We start from the raw sequence: 19,991 nt of genomic DNA on the forward strand, positions 1-19,991 counted from the left end.
CCGTGGGATCACGATGATTTGGATACGCGGGCCGTCGTCGCGCCTTACACGCCTTTCGAGAAAATTCGAGGGGTGAGACGGCGGATCGAGATCGTGTACAATGCGAACTTCGCGGCCGGGGACGGCAGCCCGCGCCGCATCGATTGATCGATCGATCTCGGCTCAAGAGTGGTGCTCCCATGGCATTCGACGCGTTGATTCAGCGCAAGGTGATGGGCAAGTTCGCGACGGGGGTGACGGTGGTCACCACGGGGGGCGCGGCGGGCTTGCACGGTCTGACGGCCAACGCGGTCGCCTCGCTCTCGCTCGATCCGCCGCTCTTGCTTGTGGCGGTCGACAAGCGGGCGCACAGCCTGGACTTCCTCAGGGCCAATCGCTGCTTCGCCGTGAACATCCTCCGGCTCGACCAGGAAGAGATCTCCAAGCGGTTCGCCAAGCCCGGCCCCAAGGACTTCGACGGCCTCGACTACACGACCGACGCGACCGACTCCCCCGTGCTGGCCGGCTGCCTGGCCTACGCCGATTGCCGGGTCGTCGACATTCTGCCGGGCGGGGACCACGAGATCTTCCTCGGCGAGGTCGTCTCAGGCGCGGCCTCCGAAGGCGACCCCTTGCTTTACTTCGCTGGCGGCTACCACCGGTTGGCCAAGTGATCGCCGGCTCATCGACGCGCTGGTGGCGCGAGCTCACGTCGACGCACTGGTGGGTTCTCGCCGTCGCCGTGCTCGGCTGGCTGTTCGACGCGATGGACCAGCGCCTCTTCATCCTGGCGCGGACCCCGGCGATCCAGGAGTTGATCCCTGGCCTCCCCGCCGACCGTCTGACCACGCTCGCCGGCTGGGCAACCGCGTTCTTCATCGCCGGCTGGGCGACGGGGGGGCTCGTGTTCGGGCTGCTCGGCGACCGCTGGGGGCGGGTGCGGACGCTGTCGCTGACGATCCTGGTCTACTCGATCTTCACCGGGCTGTCGGGCCTGGCGCGGTCGTGGCCGGAGTTCGCGGCTTACCGCTTCCTCTGCGGCATGGGGATCGGCGGCGAATACGCGGCGGGGGTCGCCCTGGTGGCCGAGGCCATGCCCGCGCTCGCCCGGCCGTTCGCCCTGGGGCTGGTGCAGGCCGGCTCATCGGTCGGGGCGATCATCGGCTCGGGCCTCAGCTTGTTCATCGGCCCGCAGTCGAAGGTTTATGGATACTCGGGATGGCGCGTGCTGTTCTTCTTCGGCGTGATCCCCAGCCTGCTGGTCCTCTTGATCCGGATTCGGGTCAAGGAGCCCGACCGCTGGCTCCGCGCCCGCGAGGAGTCGCGAACCGAGGGCGTGGAGAAACAGCTCGGCGACGTCCGGGCGATCTTCCGCGACCCGATTTTGCGGCGTCGGACGATGATCGGCATGACGCTGGGAATGGTGGGCCAGATCGGCCTTTGGAGCATCGGCCTGTTCACTCCCGAGCTGGTTCGCGGCAGCCTTCTGGTCGAGCGCCGGACCGCCGTTGCGGCCGAGCTGCGCGCGACGCCCGAGTCGGCGGACGCGGCGTTTAAGGCCTCGAACCTCGACGAGCTGGCCCGGGCGTCGACCGCGACTTCGACCGAGGCCGCCGCCCGGTCGGCGTCATGGAAGCGCGAGGCCGACGGCTACGTCGGCTGGGGGACACTCCTGCAAGACGTCGGCTCGTTCTTCGGGGCGCCGTTGTGCACCTGGGTGGCCGTCCGGTTCGGCCGCCGCCACGCGTTCGCGCTGGCGTACTCGATGGCCCTGGCCGCCGCCTGGCTCACGTTCGGCCTCCTCACGACCGGGGCCGACGTCTTCTGGATGCTCCCCCTGCTCGGCTTCTGCACCTGCGGCATCTTCGGCGTGGTGATCGTCTACCTCCCCGAGCTTTACCCGACCCGGCTGCGAACGACCGGGACGGGCTTCTGCTACAACATCGCCCGATACGTCACCGCCACCGGGCCGCTTTTGCTCGGCAAGCTCGCGATCGTGTTCGGCGGACTCGGCTACGCCCAGCCGATCCGCCCGGCGGCGATGAGCCTGGCGCTCATTTACTTCCTCGGCCTGGCCGTCGTCCCCTTCGCTCCGGAGACGCGCGACCAGCCGTTGCCCGAGTGACGGGGCCGATCAGGTCCCCGTCGCGCGGAAATTGTCCCAGACGATCCCCGGGTCTCGGGTGTTGAGGATGAGGTACTGCGAGGCCATGCCGGGGTAGAGGCTTGGCTTCGCCTCGCGCTGGAAGATCCCCTGGAAGATCGGCGCGACGCGGCCGACGTAGACCTTGGAGTTCGCCGGCACCGTGACGTCTTCGACGAAGTACGCCTGGTTCGTGCCGTACCAGCTCTGGTCGAGGGCCAGCCGCCGGACGGCGTCCGTGGGAGACTTGAACGTGTCGGCGGACAGGAATCGGCCGAATCGGTTGGACGACGAGCTGAAATTCCGGTGCAGGACCAGAGGCGAGGTCGTTTCGATCTGGCGGTATTGCAGGTTGGCGAAGGTGCTCGCGTCGCTGATGCCGAGGGGGCTCGGGACGTTCGGCAACTGCGCATAGCGTCGGCCGATCGCCCCGCCGGGTCCGAAGAATCCGCCCGGCTCGACCAGCGCGCTCGCGAAGGTGGTCGACGCCGCAGCGAGCTGGGCGGCGAAGTCCGGGCTCCCCACGGCCGCGTCGACCTGGGAGGTCAGGTTCGCGGAGACGTTGACGACCGTGTTGCCGATCCGAGGCTGCCGGGTCGTGGCCAGGAGGACCTCGCTCTGGAAGGCCTCGGCCTCCGCCTTGACGAGGGCGGCGGCCGTCTCGTTGGTGACGGTGGAGGTCTGGACGACGACCGACAGGTTGGCGATGTCGTCGGAGGTCTTGGTCGACAGCACGAGGTACGTTTGCAGTGGCGTCCCCACCGGCCAGACCTGCCGGCTCTGGGTAAGCTCATTGATCTGCATGAACGCGTTGGAATTGAACGCGGGCCGGTTGATGAGCCCGACGTTGAGCTGAAGATTCAACGCGTTGATCGCGTCGCGCGTCGTCTCGCCCTGGTAGACCAAGAGCGTGCGAAGCGCCGGCTTCGAGCCGAACAACGACCCCGCAGCCCCCTCGTACTGGTCGACCAGCTCGTTGACCACCTGGGTCAGATGCGCCGGATCGTCGTCGCGCGGCGCATTGATCGCGATCTGCGCCTGAAGCGAGCCGACCATCCGCTCGAACGTTCCCCGAAGATTCCGGCCGCCCCCCAGCCCCGCCAGCGACGGAACCTGAAACGTCGCCATGAGGGCCCGATCCTCCAGCGCCTCAAGTCGGACGACTACCCGTCGCACGCGTCGATCCACGGTTCGCTCTGAAGACATGAGAGATGATCCGCATCGAGAAATAGATTGAGTCGGTTAAATTCTCCAAATACACCATGTTGTCTAATTTAACAATCGGTGGAGGAAATGCGAGTGGGAAGCGGCTGATGCCGAATGGCCTGGATCGCTAACCCTTGGCGGTCGGAAGTCCCGACGATACAAGCTCGAAGCGCCAGCGAGTGAATCCGCGCAAGCTGTTGGGAGATTCACTCGCTGGCGCTTCGAGCTTGCTTGTATCGGCCGCCCCTGGGAGACGGCCCGCGAAAGATCGGAGAGTGGCCGGGGTGCCGTCGGAGTCAGGGGTTGCGGCTGATCCGCGAGTCCTGGCGGACGGTCCAGGTTTGTGGGGGCTGGCCTTGGGGCTCGAAGGTGATGGCGGCTTCGTAGCCTTCGGGGGTCTTGCGGATCGCGGTCGTGTGCCGGGGCATGCCGGCGGGGAGCGGGCCGAGGTCGAGCGGATCGAGCGTCTCGGTCCAGGCTTTGTTGTTGCGCTGGAAGGCGCTCTGGGCGTGGTAGATCTGCATGAGCCGATCGCGGACGGGAACGGCGGGGTCGGGGCGGAACGAGGCGGTCCCGGGCTTCGCGGTCGAGAACTGGACGAACCCCCAGCGCTCGGGGCGGTGCATGTCGACGACCCCTTGCGGCGACCAGACCCAGTTGTCCTCGGGCGTCTTGGGGACCTTCCGGTACTGGCCGTCGACGACGTCGTGGAGCCACTCGACGCGCGAGAAATTCACGCGCCACTGGTCGCCGTCGTTCGGGGGCGAGGGCCGGTGGGCGAACTCGGCGAGGACTTTCCACGGGAACGCCAGCTCGACCGACCACGCCTCGTCGACGTCGCTTGGCTTGTTAAGAGTGCCAGCGACGGCGACGCCCTTCTTGAGTCCGGGGATCTCCCACGCGTTCTCGGCCGGGCCGCCGTCGCGGTAGGGCTTCTTGAGGAAGAGGTCCCACTCGGTGTTCAGCGCGTTGATTTCGATCTCATAGTATTCGTGGTTGTCGCCGTCGGGGTCGATGAAGACCTCGAAGTCGTTGTCCTGGAAGATGACGGCGTCGTGCTGGGTGAGCGTCCCCCAGACGTGCGGTTCCTTGAGCCGGGCGGCGATGTAGAAGTACTCGTCGTCCCAGAGCATCTTGGCGCGAGTCTCGAACCGGGGGAGCGGCTTGCGGTCCCCCTCGATGTCGACGAAGGCGTCGGTCCAGGGGGCCGCGTCCCAGGCCGGGTCGTCGAGCTTGCCGTCAACGGCGATCGGCCGGTCGGCCCGGTAGCAGACGTAACCCTTGGGAAGCGTCGGCTGCGGCTTGGTCGGCGAGGCGTTCGCGGCGGTTTTGGGGGCCTCTTCCTTCTTCGTCTCGACGGTCGTATCGCGGGGCTTGAGAATCGCGGCGAGCAGGTCGGGCTGGGAAGGGTCGCGGACCAGCTCCGGATGCCGGAGACCGTCGGCGTAGGCCAGCGTGAGGGGCCGGAGGCGGTCCCCCTCGACGATCAGAAAGTCGACTTTTTTGTCGGATACGCTGGCGGTGAGTGCGTCGTGGAGCGCCTCGGCGCTGAAGGTCCGGCCGTTGATTCCGACGACCTTCGTCCCCTTCGACAGCCCCGAGCGGTCGGCGATCATGCCGGGCGCGACGTCGACGACGCGGCCGTCGTCGCCGAAGGTCAGGCCCAGCGAGTGCCGGGCCGACAGCCCGACGCGGCGGCGGCCGTGGTCGGGAGCCGACGGACCGGCGCCGAACTGGAGCCGATAGCCGAGCCGGGCGACGAAGTCGACGGGGAGCGCGTCGAGCGGGCGCGTCACGCGGTCTTCGAGGAACGTCTTCCAGTCGTTCGGCGCGATCTCGTTCAGGCGGGCGGCGATCTCGGGAAGCTCGTACGGCGCGACCTTCTCGGGCTTGGTCGGTCCGCCCAGAAACGCCTTGCAGAAGTCGTCGAGCGACTTCTTGCCGTCGGTCTTCTGACGGATGAGGGCGTCGATCTCCATCCAGAGGAGCGCGCCTTCGGAATAGTAGTCCTGGCTGCGACGCAGTTCGTTCCAGTTGGGGCTGCGGGCGCGGAGGATCGACGACGCGACGGCCGTGTCTTCGAGCGACCGCCACCGCCGGCCGGACTGGAGCACGAGGTCGCCGATCGAGCCGGTGAGGGTCCGCTTGTAGTCCTCGGGCTTGACCAGGCCGCAGCGGACCATCAAGACGTCGCCGAGGTACTGGGTGAGCCCTTCGTACACCCAGAGCAGCCGCGTGGCCATCGGCGAGTGGAAGTTCGGCGTGCACATGCCGGCCGGTCGGCGGTACTTGCCGCACCACGAATGAACGTATTCGTGGGGGATCAGGTTGGCGACCCAGCCGACGCGCAGATGGTCGTCGAGCAAGTCGCGCGCGCCGACGCCGTTGAGGCTCGACGCCAGGTGTTCGAGCCCGAGGTAGCCCAGGTCGTCACTGCACGTCACGAGGAATTGAAAGTCGTCGTGATGGTACGAGCCGAACAGCGCGCCCGCCTCGCGGACCAGCCGGCTGTACTGCGCGATCACGTTCGGGTTCAGCTCCAGCGACGCCGGCGCGTCGGTCGCCAGGTGGAACGAGGCCGGCGGGTACGGGCCGGTCTCCAGCTTGATCGTCCGCAGATGCTCGCCGGCGATCAGCGGCGAATCGATCAGGTCGACGAGCGAGACGGGCGCGAACCGGATCAGCCCGTCCGCGACGGCCTCGGTTTTGAGGGCCGTGGCGTACTTCCACGTCTCGGGCAGTCGGGCCGAAAGCTCGACGGTCGTCTCGGCGGCCGTCGGCCCTTCGGGATAGAGGACGCAGGTCGACCAGTTGACGACCCCCACGAGCTTGTTGCCGAAGGTCAGGTGTCCGCTGGCTTCGATCGCGGCCTGGTTGCAGATCGTGTCGAGCGTGACGCGAACCGACGAGACGTCGGCCGGCGCCTTGAAGACGATGCGGTAGAGGTCCAGCTCGTCGCGCCGCCAGGGGATCGTCGCGCCGTCCGGGGACTGGATGCGTAGTCCCCCGGTGTTCTCGATCGACCCGCACGGCTCGTGGGTGCCGGGTATCCATTTGGGATGCCAGATCGCCAACTCTCGGCCCGGCTTGCAGGGGATCTGGATCGTCGAATGCACGAGCCGCCGCGGCAGGTCGCGAAGGTCGACCTCCACGCCGATCGTCGTCGGCTGGGGCTGGGCCGACGCCGTGAACATCCCGCTCAGAATCACGACCCAGGCCGTCGCCCAGAGCCGCGACCCACGCCGCAAGCCATCGCCGGAGGGGCGGTCGGTCATCACCGAGGTCCTCGAAGTGCGCATCGAATTGAAGAAGGGCTCATGGAGAGATCACCATCGTAGTCGGCCCGCGCCGACCTCGCCAGCCGAGGGCGCTTTCCCGGCGATTTCGTTTGTGGAGGGGCCGTCGACCGGGTAGTTTGACACCTTCGTCCAAAGTGAGTCTTCGAGGAGTTCGTCATGCGTTTGTGGAACGTCGTCGCTCTGGCCGCCTTGTCGTCGCCGCTGTTTTCGGTCGCCCAGGCGGAGGAGCCGGGCAAGTCGGGCAAGCCGTTGCGGGCGGGGATCATCGGCCTGGACACGTCGCACGCGACGGCCTTCACCGCGCTGCTGAACGATCCCAAAACCGAGGGCGAGCTCGCGGGCGTCCGGATCGTCGCGGCGTATCCGGGAGGGAGCGCCGACATTCCGTCGAGCCGCGACCGCGTGGCCGGATATACCAAGGAGCTGCGCGAGAAGCACGGCGTCGAGATCGTCGATTCGATCGAGGCGCTGCTGGACAAGGTCGACGTCGTCCTGCTCGAAAGCGTGGACGGCCGGCCACACCTGAGCCAGGCCCGCCCCGTCTTCGCGGCCAAGAAGCCCGTGTTCATCGACAAGCCCGTGGCCGGTACGCTCGCCGACGCGATCGCGATCTACGAGCTGGCCAAGGAGTCGGGCACGCCCGTTTTCTCCAGCTCGTCGCTGCGGTACAGCCCGGGGATCGCCGCGATGCGGACCGGCGGCAAGGTCGGCGAGGTCGTCGGCTGCGACGCCTATGGGCCTTGCGAGCTGGAGGAGCATCACCCCGACCTCTACTGGTACGGGATTCACGGCGTCGAGACCCTGTTCACGATCATGGGGCCCGGCTGCGAGTCGGTCAGTCGAATTCAGACGCCGGGCGGCGAACTCGCGGCGGGCGTCTGGAAAGGGGGCCGCATCGGCACGTTCCGGGGCCTCCGTCAAGGCGTGCACGACTACGGGGCGACCGTCTTCGGCACCAAGGGGATCGCCCCCAGCGGCGGCTACGCGGGTTATCAGCCGCTGGTCGTCGAGATCTGCAAGTTCTTCAAGACCGGCAAGCCGCCGGTGAGCGCCGAGGAGACGATCGAGATCTTCGCGTTCATGGAAGCGGCCGACGAGAGCAAGCGGCAAGGCGGCAAGCCGGTCGCGCTTGAAACCGTGATCGCCAAGGCCCGCACCGAGCTGGCCGCCCGGCCCAAGTAATCGGCGCGCCGTCGTCATGAGTTTCAACTTCGTTTCACCCCCGGCCGGCTCTCCCGGCCCAATGATCGGGAGACCGCCGTCCGATGAGTGAAGCCTTCGACGAAGAGCCGACGCGCGTGCGTTACGGCGTCCTCGGGTTCCTGGCCGCGATGACGTTCGTGTTGTATCTCGATCGAGCCTGCATGGGCCAGGCCGCGCCTCGGATTCAGGAGGAGCTGGGCATCTCGAACACCCGGATGGGCTGGGTCCATTCGGCGTTCAGCCTGTCGTACGTGCTGTTCGAGATCCCGACCGGGCGGTGGGGCGACCGCTACGGGTCGCGCGGGGTGCTGACGCGGATCGTCGTCTGGTGGTCGTGCTTCACCGCGATGACGGGTTTCGCCGGCAGCCTGGCGATGCTGCTGGTGATCCGGTTCCTGTTCGGCGCCGGCGAGGCCGGGGCGTTGCCGAACTCGGCCCGGGTGCTGCGGGTATGGTTCTCCGACGCCAACCGAGGCCGCGCGCAGGGGCTGATCACGACGGCCATGATGCTCGGCGGCACCGTCGCCCCGATCGCCTGCCAGTACCTGATCGACGCCGTCGGCTGGCGGTATACGTTCGCCGCGTTCGGGGTGATCGGCCTGGTCTGGGCGTCCGCCTTCTACGCCTGGTTCCGCGACGACCCGGCCCAGCACCCGGCGGCCAACGAGGCCGAGCGCCGGCTGATCGTCGAGGGACGCGGCGGCGGCGCCGACCCCGGCCTCCACGCGCACGGGCCGATCCCCTGGGCCAAGGTTTTCCGCTCTCCCGACATCTGGCTCCTGGGCGGGGCGATGTTCACGATGGCCGCGATCTACAACGTCCTGGTCAACTGGTATCCGAAATACCTCCAGGCGGCGCGAGGCGCGTCGGAAATGCAGTCGGGCCGGCTGGCCAGTCTGGTCCTGGGCGCGGGGGCCGTCGGCTGTCTCGCGGGGGGCTGGCTGACCGACTGGCTGACCGCCCGGACGGGGAACCGGCGATGGGGCCGCACGCTCCAGTCGGTCGTCGGCGCGGCGCTGGCCGCCTCGGCGATCACCGCCAGCCTGTTCGTCGACTCCACGAACCTCTCGGCGGTCTTCGTCGCCCTGGCCTGCCTGGGCGTCCAGATCCAACTTCCCGCCTGGTGGGCCGCCGCCACCGAGGTCAGCGGCCGGCACGTCGGGGCCTTGTTTGGAATGATGAACATGATCGGCAACGTCGGGGGCATCCTCTCGGCCTCGTTCCTGGGCTGGTTCGTCGACGTCATGAAGGAATACGGCCGCGAAGGCCGCGCCCAGTGGGACCCCGGCCTCGCCGTCTACATCGGCCTCGCCCTCGTCGGCCTGGTCTTCTGGCTGCTCGTCGATCCCCGCAGAACGGTCGAATCGATCGACGCGCCCGTGGCGGCTTGAGTGGATCAACTGGGTTTGAAGCGAGGATCGCCGAAGATGGCCGGTGTTTCAGAGCGTCCCAAGTCCCCCCCGGGTCCGAAGCCGCACTGGCTTTCGGGCAACCTCCGCGAGTTCGCCCGCGACCGCCTGGGAGCGCTCACGCGCTGGCAGCGTGAGTACGGCGACGTCGTGTCGGCGCGGTTTGGTTCACGCGCCATCTTGGTCGTCTATCATCCCGACCTGATCGAGCAGGTGCTCGTCGAGCAGAACCGGAAGTTCATCAAGCACTATCGCCTCCGAGGCGCGACGAGGACGCTGGGCAACGGCCTTTTGACCAGCAGCGGCGATTTCTGGCGCGGTCAGCGCAAGCTGGCGCAACCGGCCTTCCACCGCGATCGGATCGCCTCGTACGCCGACGTGATCGTCGACCACGCCGAGAGGATGTTGCAGTCCTGGAGCCCCGGCCAGACGCGCGACCTCCATGTCGATCTGATGCGGGTGACGCTCGAGGTCGTCGCCAAGACGTTGTTCGACGCCGAGGTCGGAAGCGACTCGGCCGACGCGTCGGCGGCGATGGAAATGCTGATGAACAATTTCCTCGCGCGGACCTCCGCGTTGATCCCGATCCCTGAATGGATTCCCACGCCGTTGAACCGGAAGCTCGAACAGGCCGCGAGGCGGCTGGATCGGATCATTCTCGGCCTGATCGCCGAGCGGCGAAAGACCGGCGAGGACCGCGGCGACCTGCTCTCGATGCTCTTGCACGCCCAGGACGAGGAGAGCGGCCGGGGGATGAGCGACGCCCAGCTTCGCGACGAGGTGATGACCCTCTTCATGGCCGGGCACGAGTCGTCCGCCAACACGCTCTCCTGGGTTTTCTACCACCTGGCGAACCATTCCGAAGTCGAGGCCAAGCTCCACGCCGAGTTGGAAAGCGTGCTGGACGGCCGACTGCCGACGTTCGCCGATCTGCCCCGGCTTCCCTACACCGGAATGGTGGTCTCCGAGACGTTGCGGCTCTATCCCACCGTCTGGATGATCGGTCGCGAGGCGATCGAGCCGACGGAGATCGGCGGCTATGCCATCCCCGTCGGCACGACCGTCTTCATGCCCCAGTGGGCCGTGCATCGCGACCCTCGCTGGTTCGACAACCCCGAGACGTTCCGCCCCGAGCGCTGGAGCGAGGAGAACCGGGCGTCGATGCACCGTTACGCCTACTTCCCCTTCGGCGGCGGTCCGAGGATCTGCATCGGCAACAGCTTCGCCCTGATGGAGGCCACGCTCTTGCTGGCGTCGATCGCCGGCCGCTACCGCCTGGAACTCGCCCCCGACGCCGACGTCGCGCTGCTCCCCACGATCACCCTCCGCCCCGCTCACGGCCTAAAGGTCGTGGTCCGCGAGGCGTGGACGTCACAGGCCGTTCTCTAGCCGCCCTGGCGGAATCTTATCGCCACTCTTTCAGTGGACTCGGTTGACGTGCGAGCGTCTCGCCAAGCGATGGATTCGGAGAAATGGGATGGGACGCGACTTTGGCCCAAGCGAGATCGAATCGGTCAAGGAGTTCGCCGACCTCTTCTTTAAGTCGAGGTACTATGGCCGTGTCCGAGCGTTGCCAGATGAAGAGGACCTCAAGACCGCAGCCTGGTTGCCGGGATATACGTATTGGGTAGCGCCCTCAGAGATGATTAGCGATCGAGATGCGGACGGCACTGCAGCCTGGGCACCGATTCCGAGCCCGATCGACAGAAACCTGATTCACTGCTTTGAAAGATTCCTTGGCGCTGATCTTCCTCCATTGTTCAAATGCTATTTATGCTCTTCAAGCATGTTGTGCGCCGATTTGACGGTCGGATTCTTGCCTCAAATCGATCCGCGCCACCCACTCTCCTGGCTCGAATGGTGCCTGAGGGCCAGGCGTCATGAGCCCTTCATGTCAAGTGCTCGCTACGTTCCCTTCGCATGGGGCCCTGCGACCGCCAGTTATTTGTGGTTCGACGTGGAGAGCCCGACTCCGGACGGAGACTACCCGATCATCCAGACCATGGACCGGAGCCGTCACCCCGAGCCGGCGTCGTACCGAATCGACAGAGTGTTCGACAGCTTTGGTGAATACTTTGAATATCTGAAATTGTGGATGAAATTCACGGCTGATGGCATGCCGGAACACATGTGTAGTTGGGTCGAGAAGAATCCGTTGAAGCACCCTCCTCGTCCTTACTTCGACTGAGGGGTTTCGTCCGCGATGCGAGGGCGTCACAGGCCGTCGTCGCTCCCTAGCCGTTGCAGCTCGACCATGTCGCGGTAGGGGCCGTCGGAGGCCATCAACTCTTCGTGAGCGCCGATCTCGACGATCGCGCCGTCGTCGAGGACGAGGATGCGGTCGGCGTGGCGGATCGTGCTCAGGCGGTGCGCGATCACGAACGAGGTCCGGCCTTGCAGCAGGGTCGCCAGGCTTTGCTGGATCAGGCGCTCGCTCTCGCTGTCGAGGTTGCTGGTGGCCTCGTCGAGGATGAAGATCCGGGGGTCGGCGAGGATCGCCCGGGCGATGGCCAGCCGCTGGCGCTGGCCGCCGCTGAGCCGCACCCCGCGCTCGCCGATGAAGGTGTCGTACCCGTCGGGCAGGCGATCGATGAACTCGGCGGCGTTGGCGGTCTCGGCGGCCTGGATGATCCGTTCGAGGCTGGCGGTGCGGTCGCCGTAGCTGATGTTCTCGGCGATCGTGCCGTCGAACAAGAAGACGTCCTGCTCGACGATGCCGAGAATCCGCCGATAGCTCTCGACGTCGATCTCCGGCAGCGGCGCGCCGTCGAGCCGGACCACGCCTTGCGTCGGATCGTAGAACCGGGCGATCAGGTTGCAGAGGGTCGTCTTGCCCGACCCACTGCGCCCCACCAGCGCGATCGTCTCGCCGGCCTCGACCTCCAGGTCGATGTCCCGCAGCACCATCCGGTTCGTCCCCGGATAGGCGAAGCCGACGCCCTCCAGGCTGAGCCGGCCGTCGACGTTTTCCTTCTGAATCCGATGCGCGCCGACGCGGTCGGCCATCTCGCGAGGTTCGGCGAGCAGGTCGAGGACGCGGTCGAAGCCGGAGAGGTTGTTCTGGAACTGGGTGACGCTCGTGGCCAGCACCGCCATCGGCTCCAGGAGCATCGCCAGGTAGACCAGGAACATCGTCAGGTCGCCCAGCGAGATCTTGCCGTCGAGGACCTGAAGACCGCCGTAGTAGAGCAAGACGACCGAGGCCAGCGGCAGCAGCAGCTCCCAGATCAACTCGATCGACCGCGACAGCCACCAGACGAACAGCTCAAGCCGGATCATCAGGTGGTTCTCGCCCATGAACCGGACCGACTCGCTTTTCTGGCGGCCGAACGCCCGGACCACGCGCATGCCGCCGAAGACCTCGGTGGTCTCGGAGTCGATCTGCTGCCGCCTCTTGCGGACCTCGCGGAAGATCGGCCGGATGCGGCGGTTCCAGATCAGGTCCGAGAAATACAAGACCGGCAACAGGCACACCGCCCCCGCCAGCAGCCGCCAGTCGACCCAGGCCAGGACGACGAGCCCGCCGAGGAACTGGACCACCGCGCGCCAGGGGTTGTAGATCATGCTGAAGACCAGTTCGCCGACGCCTCCGGCGTCTTCCCGGAGCAGGCTCGACGCCCCGCCGGACTTGAGCTGGTAGACCCGGTGCAAGGGCAGCCGCATGGCGTGCTCGTAGACCTTGCGGCGGACGCCGATCTGGACCCTCTTGGTCGCTCGGGTCGCGAGCCAGCGGCTCCAGAGACCGACGATCGTGCCCAGAAGCGTGACGATCATCGTCGCGCCGACCAGGATCAAGAGCCGCTGGCGGGGCGATTCGGGGATCGCGACCGGCGACCACCGGACGACCGCGTCGGGGATCGGCTGGGCCAGCATCACGTAATCGATGGCCGCCTTGGTCGCGGCGGGGGGGATCAGCTTCAGCAACGTCCCGATCGAGAGTCCCAGCAAGGCCGCGCCGAGAGCCTGCTTGTGGCCCTTGAGGAGCCCGTAAAGCTCGCGGTAAAGCACCTTCAGCGAACGGTTTCGGGTGGCCGGCGCGGCGCGGCCGTCGGGCTCGTTGGGGGCGGCGTCGGACGTCTTCCAGAACGCGTCGCGCTGGGTGCGAAGGAACGCCAGAAACCGCCGCCTGCTGCCGGTCCATCGATGTTGAGCCAAAGTTCTCTTCCTCATGCACGGACGAGCCCGAGCAGCGGGCCCGGGCAGCGAAGCTTCGTGGTCTTTTTCCTGATCGCGGTCATTCTCATGATATTGTAGGGGACGTCGAGCGAACGGCCAGCCGAACGCCGGCTCGGCCTCATGACGAGGGGAACCGCCAAGGGATGAAATCGACTCCGGTAGGCTGGCTGTTCGGGATCGCGACCCTCGCGGCCTCGGCGTTGCTGTTCGCCGTTCAGCCGATGATCGGCAAGATGCTGCTCCCCCACTTCGGCGGTACGCCGGGCGTCTGGAACACCTGCATGGTGTTCTTCCAGGCCATGCTGCTGGCGGGCTACGCCTACGCTCACCTGACCACCTCACGACTCGGATTTCGAGGGCAGGCCGTGGTCCACGGGACGCTCGCGGCGGCGGCCCTGCTCGTCTTGCCGATCGTCGTACCCGTCGACCGGCTCCCCTCGGATTTCGGCGCGCTCGGGCCGGCGCCGAGGCTGTTCGGTCTGCTCGTCGCGGCGGCCGGAGCGCCGTTCTTCCTGATCGCGGCGACGGCCCCGCTGCTGCAACGTTGGTTCACCCTCAGCGGCGATCGCCGCGCGCACGACCCGTATTTCCTGTACGCCGCGAGCAACACGGGCAACCTGCTCGCCCTGGCCGCGTACCCGCTTTTCATAGAACCGCTCTCGACGCTCGGCTGGCAGAGCCGCGCCTGGGCCTGGGGCTTCGCGGTCTCGGCGGTGTTGACGATCTCGTGCGCGGTCGTCGTCTGGGCTCGATCGCCGCGCGTCGAGACGCCGCCCGTCGATCCGGTCGAGGACTCCGATCGGGTGGGTTGGGCGACGCTGTTCGATTGGATCGTGCTGGCGGCGATCCCGTCGAGCTGGCTCCTGGCCGTGACCACGTACGCGACGACCGACCTGGCGTCGATGCCCCTGCTCTGGACGATCCCCCTGGGCGTTTATCTGGCGACCTACATCCTGGCGTTCGGCGCGTCGGGGACGCGGTGGAAGCGGGGGGCGGAGGCCGTGTTCCCCTGGCTCGCGGCGATCCTGGCCCTGGTGTTGAGCGCGGGATTCGTGAATGCCTACTGGGTTCCATTGCACGCCCTGGCTTTCTTCGCCGGAGCCTTACTCTGTCACCAGCGGCTCGCCGAATCGCGGCCGCCGGCCGGGCGCCTGACTCTTTTCTACCTGGCGATCGCCCTCGGCGGCGTACTCGGAAGCCTGTTCAACGCGATCGTCGCCCCCCTGCTCTTCGACCGGATGATCGAGTACCCGCTCGCCGTCTTTCTGACGTGCCTGGCCGCGTTTCGCGAGCCTGGGCTGTGGGCGGCGGGTTTTCGACGCATTGCTCGCGAGCTGATCGCACCGGCGGCCGTTTTCGGCCTGATGCTGATCTTGATCGCCGGCCGCAACGTCAGCGATTCGCCGGTGGGCGTCCTGGCCCTGATGCTGGCTTCGGGCCTGGGCGTTCTGGTCGTCTGGAAGACGCGCGGCCGGCCGCTCCGGTTCGCGCTGACCATCGGCGCGGTCTTGCTGGCCGGCGGCGTCGCGCCCGAACCGGGGGGCGAGGTGATTCATCGCAGCCGCAACTTCTTCGGGACGCTGCGGGTGCTGTACGATCGGAGAGCGGAGGTCTATCGGCTGATTCACGGCAGCACTCTCCACGGCCAGCAGAGCCTTGAGTCTTCCCGGCGAGCCGAGCCTTCGACGTACTTCACGCGATCCGGCCCGATCGGCGGCCTGTTCGAATCGCTCGATCCCGCGCTCCGGCGAGCCGGTTCGCGGGTGGCGATCGTCGGGCTCGGCACGGGAACCCTGGCCTGCTACGCGCAGCCCGGCCAGTCGTGGACGTTCTACGAGATCGACGACGCCGTGGTCCGGATCGCCGAAGACTCTCGCTATTTCTCGTACCTGGCCGATGCGCGAAAGCGCGGCGCGACGGTCGAGATCGTCGAGGGGGACGCGCGGCTGCGGCTCGGCGCAGCCCCCGACGGCGGCTATCGACTGATCGTGCTCGACGCCTTCAGCTCCGACGCCGTGCCCGTGCACTTGCTGTCGCGCGAGGCGATCGCGCTCTACCGCCGCAAACTCGCGCCGGGGGGCGTGCTGGCCTTCAACCTCTCGAACCGCTACCTGGATCTCGATCCGTTGATGGACCGCCAGGCCCGCGACGCCGGCCTCGTCTGCCGAATTCGGTACGACGTGGACGTCTCCCCCGAGGAGAAACAGGCCGGCAAGCTGCCGTCGATCTGGGCCGTCATGGCCGACCGCGACGCCGATCTGCCTGGCCTCGTCGACGCCCCCCCCTGGCAGCTCCCCCGCCATCGCCCCGGCTCGATAGCCTGGACCGACGACTACTCGAACCTCGGCTCGTACCTGGTTTTCCGCTCTCGCTGGGCCCGCGATCGAGCCCGATGAACCGGTGGAGTTGAGAAAGGCGTCGCTTCACGGCCCGCTGGTCGGCCCTGAGCGTTTCTCCGCTTTCTTCCGTCGCCCCTGGGCGCAATCTTCGAGGTGGCGCGCGATGAGCGCGGTCCAACCGGTCTGGTGGCTGGCTCCCAGCCCCCGGCCGTCGTCGCCGTGGAAATACTCGTGGAACAGCACGAGGTTCCGCCAGTGCGGGTCGTCCGCGAACCGTCGTTCCGGCCCCTGACCCGGTCGACGTCCCTGCTCGTCCGTCCGGAAGAGACGGCCCAACCGTTCGCCGATCTCGTGGGCCACCTCGAACAGGTTCAGGAACCGTCCCGAGCCGGTGGGGCACTCGACCTTGAGGTCGTCGCCGTAGAAGTGGTGGTAGCGCTGGAGCGCCTCGACCAGGAGGTGGTTGACGGGGAACCAGACCGGTCCTCGCCAGTTCGAGTTCCCGCCGAAATCCGTCGTCTCCATGTCGCCCGGCATGTAGGCCACGCGATATTCCTGGCCGCCGGCCCAGAACACGTAGGGCTGGTCCTTGTAAGCCCGCGACATCGAGCGGACCCCGTAAGGGGAGAGGAATTCGCTTTCGTCCAGGATTCGGCGCAGGGCGCGCACCAACCGTTCCCGTCCTGGCAGAGCCAGGAGCAACCGGCGGCTGCCCGGTTCGCCCTTCCTGTCCATGAGGGCGATCGACTTGAGCAGATCCTTACGGAATTTGAGGAACCAGAACAGCCGCTTCTGGAACTGCGGCAGCTCGGCATGGATGATCTCCTCTTCGAGGACCTCGACGGCCAGCAAGGGAATCCAGCCCACGAGCGAGCGGACCCGCAGCGGAATCGATTCGTTCGCGCATCTGAGGTGATCGTAGTAGAAGCCGTCTTCCTCGTGCCACAGCCCGTCGCCGCCCAGATGGTTGAGGGCGTCGGCGATCTGGATGAAGTGCTCGAAGAACTTGCTGGCGACGTCCTCGTAGGACGGGTTGAACCGGGCCAGCTCGATGGCGATGGCGAGCATGGTCGTGCAGTAGAAGCCCATCCAGGCCGTGCCGTCCGCCTGCTCCAGCCGACCGCCGGCCGGCACCCCTTTCGAGCGGTCGAAGACGCCGATGTTGTCCAGGCCGAGGAAGCCCCCGGCGAAGACGTTGTCGCCCGCCGCATCCTGGCGGTTGACCCACCAGGTGAAGTTCAGCAGCAGTTTCTGGAAGGCTCGCTCCAGGAAGCCGACGTCCCGGCCGCCGGGTTTGCCAGTGAGCTTATACACGCGCCAGCACGCGTAGGCGTGGACCGGCGGGTTGACGTCGGAGAGGTCGTACTCGCAGGCCGGGAGCTGGCCGTTGGGGTGCATGTACCACTCGCGGAGGAGCAGCAGCAGTTGTTCCTTGGCGAAGTCGGGGTCGATGTGGGCGAACGGGAGCATGTGGAAGGCGAGATCCCAGGCGAAGAAGGCCGGGTACTCCCACTTGTCGGGCGTCGACAGCACGTCACGGCTGTAGAGGTGGGGCCACGCGCGGTTCGGGTGCCGCCGCCGGGCGTCCGACGGCCTCGGCTGGCCGCGATCGCCGTCGAGCCACTCGGGCAGAATGTACTCGTAGAACTGCTTCGACCAGAGCAACCCGGCGTACGCCCGGCGGGAGACGAGCCGCTCGTCATTGGTCAGCTCATGCGGGATGCGCGCCTCGTAGAAGGCGTCGGTCTCGCGGGCTCGCGCGTCGAAGACCGCCGCGAAGTCGGGGCCGATCGGGTCGCCCGCGGGTTTTTCGCTATCGGCCGACAGCCGCAGCCGGACCGTCGCCTGGCCTCCCGCGGGAATATCCAGGATGTAATGAGCCGCCGCCTTCGTGCCGACTCGCGCCGGGTTCACCGCGTCGGTGCGGCCGTCGACGACGCATGCGTGAAAGCCGTCCTTGACGTACGGGCCGGCGTTCTCGGTCTTGAACAGTCGCGCCAGGTTCGTGTCGTTCTCCGTGAAAAGCCATGACGGCGGCTTGCCGTCGGGACCGGGCGCGGCCGACAGGCGGAAGCGTCCCAAGGTGGCGTGTTCGGCTTGAACCGAATCCTCGCCGTCCTGCTCCAATCGCGGTCTGGGCCAGTGGCCCTCCTCTTCGTAGGCGGCGTCCCACGTCCAGGTGTTGCGGAACCAGAGCGTGGGGAGCACGTGCAGCCGGGCCGATTCCGGACCTCGGTTGAACACGGTCACGCGGATGAGGATGTCCTCGGGCGCGGCCTTGGCGTACTCGGCCTGGACGTCGAAATAGCGGCTGTCGTCGAAAATCCCCGTGTCGATCAGCTCGAACTCGGGATCGCGCCGAGTTCGACGGCGGTTCTCATCGACGAGCCGCTCGTAGGGGAACGCGGCCTGCGGGTACTTGTAGAGGGCTTTGAGGTAGCTGTGGGTGGGCGTGGAGTCGAGGTAGTAATAGCACTCCTTGACGTCCTCGGAATGGTTCCCCTCGGGGTTGGTCAGGCCGAACAACCGCTCCTTGAGGATCGGGTCGTTCTCGTTCCAGAGGGCCAGAGCGAAGCAGAGCCGGCACTCGCGGTCGCAAATCCCCATCAGGCCGTCCTCGCCCCAGCGGTAGGCGCGGCTGCGAGCGTGGTCGTGAGGGAACGATTTCCAAAGTTCGCCGTCGGGCGAGTAGTCCTCGCGGACGGTCGCCCACTGACGCTCGGACAGATACGGCCCCCAGCGTTTCCAGTTCTTCTCGCGTCGGGCGTCTTGCTTCAGGCGGTCCGCCTCGGCGTCGAGCGGGTGGTCGAGATCCATGATGGCGCCTCTAGGGAGCGCGTCGACTCACCCGCGGCTTCGACGCGACGCGCTCAAAATCCCGCGAGGCGCGCGTCGGCGTCGCCGAAGTGGTCGAGCTGAACGCCCATCCGGTCCATGATACCCAGGTACATGCCGCAAAGCTTGCGGTGGTCGTCGCCCTTGTCGTGGTAGTCGAGCACGCGGCCGGTCTGGAGCGTTCCTCCGAGGCCGCCGGCGAGGACGACCGGCACCTTGCTCGCGTCGTGCTTCGAACCCGACCACATGCTGTTGGTGAATAGCAGGCAGGTGTTGTCGAGCACGGTGCCTTCGCCCTCGGGCATGGCGTCGAGGCGCGTGGCGAGGTAGGCGAGCTGGCTCACGTAGTATTGCGTCACCCGCTCGTAGGACGTCGATCGGTCGTCGTGCGAGGCCCCGTGGTGCGCCGCGCGGACGTCGAGGAAGGGATAAAAGAGGCCCGAGATGTCGCGGCAGAGCAGCAGCGTGGCGATTCGCGTCTTGTCGGTCTGGAAGCCCAACGCGATCAGATCGCACATCAAGCGCATGTGCGCGCGGACGTCTTCCGGCAGGCCGTTGTCGGGCCGGGGCATCGTCAGGGTCGGGCGGCCCCGGTCGCCGGCGCGGGCGTCGGCGGTCGACTTCTCATCCCGCATCGGCGCGACCCGGCGCTCGACCTCGCGGACGCTCGTCAGGTACTCGTCGAGCTTCGCCCGGTCGCTCGCGCTGACCCGCCGGCTCAGGCCCGCCGCCTCGTCGCGGACGCGGTCCAAAATGCTCTGGTTTCGCTTGCCGCCCCGGTTGTCGAACAGGCTGTCGAAGGCGAGCGACGGGTAGACCTCCATCGGCACCGGCGAGGTCGCGCTCTGCCACGAGATGTGCGAGCTGTACGCCATCGAGAAGTTCGTCTCGTGGTAGCCGGTGATCGGCTGCTCGCAGCCAAGGACCATGCTCGGCTGGACGGCGTCTTCCCCTTGGTGGCGGGCGAGCATCTGATCGATGCTGATTCCCCCCTTCAGCTCCGCACCCTTCTTGAGAGCCGCGCCCGAGAGGATGTTGCCGGTCTGGCCGGGGTGGATGCCAACGCCCGTGGCGTGCTTGTTGAACAGGCCGTTGACGACGTTGATCTTCGACCGCAACGGGGCCAACGGTTCGAGGCAACGACCCAGCTCCATCGTCGCGCCCGAGCCCTTGGCCCACCACTGGTCGGGGTTGACGCCGCACCCCATGAACAGCGCGGCGAACCGCTTTGGGGCAGACGCGGCGGCGCTCCCCGACGCCGTGGCGGCGCCCCAGACGGGGACCGACTCCAGCCACGGCAGGGACATCGTCACCCCTGCTCCGCGGAGGAAGGTCCGCCGGGTCGCGCCGCGAGGGCCCTCGTTCCGGTCACGTCCCGAGCTGATTGGATCAGACATCGCGA

12 protein-coding genes are annotated in these 19,991 nt (G+C 67.1%); 7 read left to right on the top strand and 5 right to left on the bottom strand.

Annotated elements, in window-relative coordinates; translation table 11 throughout:
- The first annotated feature begins 179 nt into the window (after positions 1-179).
- Positions 180-653, top strand: coding sequence for a flavin reductase family protein (locus tag BSF38_RS01425; RefSeq protein ID WP_076343128.1), 474 nt, complete (start codon positions 180-182; stop codon positions 651-653).
- A complete protein-coding gene (locus tag BSF38_RS01430; RefSeq protein ID WP_076343129.1) occupies positions 650-2,104 on the top strand; it encodes an MFS transporter in 1,455 nt (484 codons plus the stop codon). Before BSF38_RS01425 ends, BSF38_RS01430 begins: the two co-directional genes overlap by 4 nt.
- A gap of 9 nt (positions 2,105-2,113) precedes the next feature.
- On the opposite strand, the gene BSF38_RS01435 is transcribed toward BSF38_RS01430, so the two are convergent.
- Together BSF38_RS01435 and BSF38_RS01440 are read right to left on the bottom strand one after the other, a co-directional pair.
- Positions 2,114-3,250, bottom strand: coding sequence for a hypothetical protein (locus tag BSF38_RS01435; RefSeq protein ID WP_076343130.1), 1,137 nt, complete (start codon positions 3,248-3,250; stop codon positions 2,114-2,116).
- 374 nt (positions 3,251-3,624) lie between these two features.
- Entirely contained in the window at positions 3,625-6,603 is a 2,979-nt protein-coding gene (locus BSF38_RS01440; RefSeq protein ID WP_076343131.1) for a M61 family metallopeptidase, read from the bottom strand.
- A gap of 180 nt (positions 6,604-6,783) precedes the next feature.
- On the opposite strand from BSF38_RS01440, the gene BSF38_RS01445 reads away from it, so the two are divergent.
- From BSF38_RS01445 to BSF38_RS01460, 4 genes are all read left to right on the top strand, one after another.
- Entirely contained in the window at positions 6,784-7,809 is a 1,026-nt protein-coding gene (locus BSF38_RS01445) for a Gfo/Idh/MocA family protein (RefSeq protein ID WP_076343132.1), read from the top strand.
- 83 nt (positions 7,810-7,892) lie between these two features.
- Positions 7,893-9,221: an MFS transporter gene (locus tag BSF38_RS01450; RefSeq protein WP_076343133.1), complete on the top strand. Its 1,329-nt coding sequence runs from the start codon at positions 7,893-7,895 to the stop codon at positions 9,219-9,221.
- A 36-nt stretch (positions 9,222-9,257) separates the two neighbouring features.
- The gene (locus BSF38_RS01455; protein ID WP_076350519.1) at positions 9,258-10,628 is read left to right on the top strand and encodes a cytochrome P450; all 1,371 of its coding nucleotides are present in this window, start codon (positions 9,258-9,260) and stop codon (positions 10,626-10,628) included.
- A gap of 88 nt (positions 10,629-10,716) precedes the next feature.
- Complete coding sequence (locus tag BSF38_RS01460) at positions 10,717-11,427, top strand: hypothetical protein (RefSeq protein ID WP_076343134.1); 711 nt, start codon at positions 10,717-10,719, stop codon at positions 11,425-11,427.
- Between the two features lie 26 nt (positions 11,428-11,453).
- Here BSF38_RS01460 and BSF38_RS01465 read toward each other — a convergent pair whose 3' ends face one another.
- Positions 11,454-13,394, bottom strand: coding sequence for an ABC transporter ATP-binding protein (locus BSF38_RS01465; RefSeq protein ID WP_237170692.1), 1,941 nt, complete (start codon positions 13,392-13,394; stop codon positions 11,454-11,456).
- Between the two features lie 164 nt (positions 13,395-13,558).
- Here BSF38_RS01465 and BSF38_RS01470 point away from each other — a divergent pair, with 164 nt between their 5' ends.
- Positions 13,559-15,811 carry a fused MFS/spermidine synthase gene (locus tag BSF38_RS01470; RefSeq protein WP_076343136.1) on the top strand — a complete coding sequence of 751 codons (2,253 nt, stop codon included), beginning with the start codon at positions 13,559-13,561 and terminating at the stop codon, positions 15,809-15,811.
- A 27-nt stretch (positions 15,812-15,838) separates the two neighbouring features.
- On the opposite strand, the gene BSF38_RS01475 is transcribed toward BSF38_RS01470, so the two are convergent.
- Both BSF38_RS01475 and BSF38_RS01480 read right to left on the bottom strand, forming a co-directional pair.
- A complete protein-coding gene (locus tag BSF38_RS01475) occupies positions 15,839-18,571 on the bottom strand; it encodes an MGH1-like glycoside hydrolase domain-containing protein (RefSeq protein ID WP_076343137.1) in 2,733 nt (910 codons plus the stop codon).
- A gap of 53 nt (positions 18,572-18,624) precedes the next feature.
- A complete protein-coding gene (locus tag BSF38_RS01480) occupies positions 18,625-19,896 on the bottom strand; it encodes a DUF1552 domain-containing protein (protein WP_237170693.1) in 1,272 nt (423 codons plus the stop codon).
- Positions 19,897-19,991 lie beyond the last annotated feature (95 nt).

Origin of the sequence: Paludisphaera borealis, from assembly GCF_001956985.1 — a bacterium.
Lineage (GTDB): Bacteria > Planctomycetota > Planctomycetia > Isosphaerales > Isosphaeraceae > Paludisphaera > Paludisphaera borealis.

Bases quoted from the DNA above. Each gene is read 5' to 3' on its own strand.
- BSF38_RS01425 (WP_076343128.1), top strand. From the start codon at position 180: ATGGCATTCGACGCGTTGATTCAGCGCAAGGTGATGGGCAAGTTCGCG.
- BSF38_RS01435 (WP_076343130.1), bottom strand. From the start codon at position 3,250: ATGGCGACGTTTCAGGTTCCGTCGCTGGCGGGGCTGGGGGGCGGCCGG.
- BSF38_RS01440 (WP_076343131.1), bottom strand. From the start codon at position 6,603: ATGACCGACCGCCCCTCCGGCGATGGCTTGCGGCGTGGGTCGCGGCTC.
- BSF38_RS01445 (WP_076343132.1), top strand. From the start codon at position 6,784: ATGCGTTTGTGGAACGTCGTCGCTCTGGCCGCCTTGTCGTCGCCGCTG.
- BSF38_RS01450 (WP_076343133.1), top strand. From the start codon at position 7,893: ATGAGTGAAGCCTTCGACGAAGAGCCGACGCGCGTGCGTTACGGCGTC.
- BSF38_RS01455 (WP_076350519.1), top strand. From the start codon at position 9,258: ATGGCCGGTGTTTCAGAGCGTCCCAAGTCCCCCCCGGGTCCGAAGCCG.
- BSF38_RS01460 (WP_076343134.1), top strand. From the start codon at position 10,717: ATGGGACGCGACTTTGGCCCAAGCGAGATCGAATCGGTCAAGGAGTTC.
- BSF38_RS01470 (WP_076343136.1), top strand. From the start codon at position 13,559: ATGAAATCGACTCCGGTAGGCTGGCTGTTCGGGATCGCGACCCTCGCG.
- BSF38_RS01475 (WP_076343137.1), bottom strand. From the start codon at position 18,571: ATGGATCTCGACCACCCGCTCGACGCCGAGGCGGACCGCCTGAAGCAA.
- BSF38_RS01480 (WP_237170693.1), bottom strand. From the start codon at position 19,896: ATGTCCCTGCCGTGGCTGGAGTCGGTCCCCGTCTGGGGCGCCGCCACG.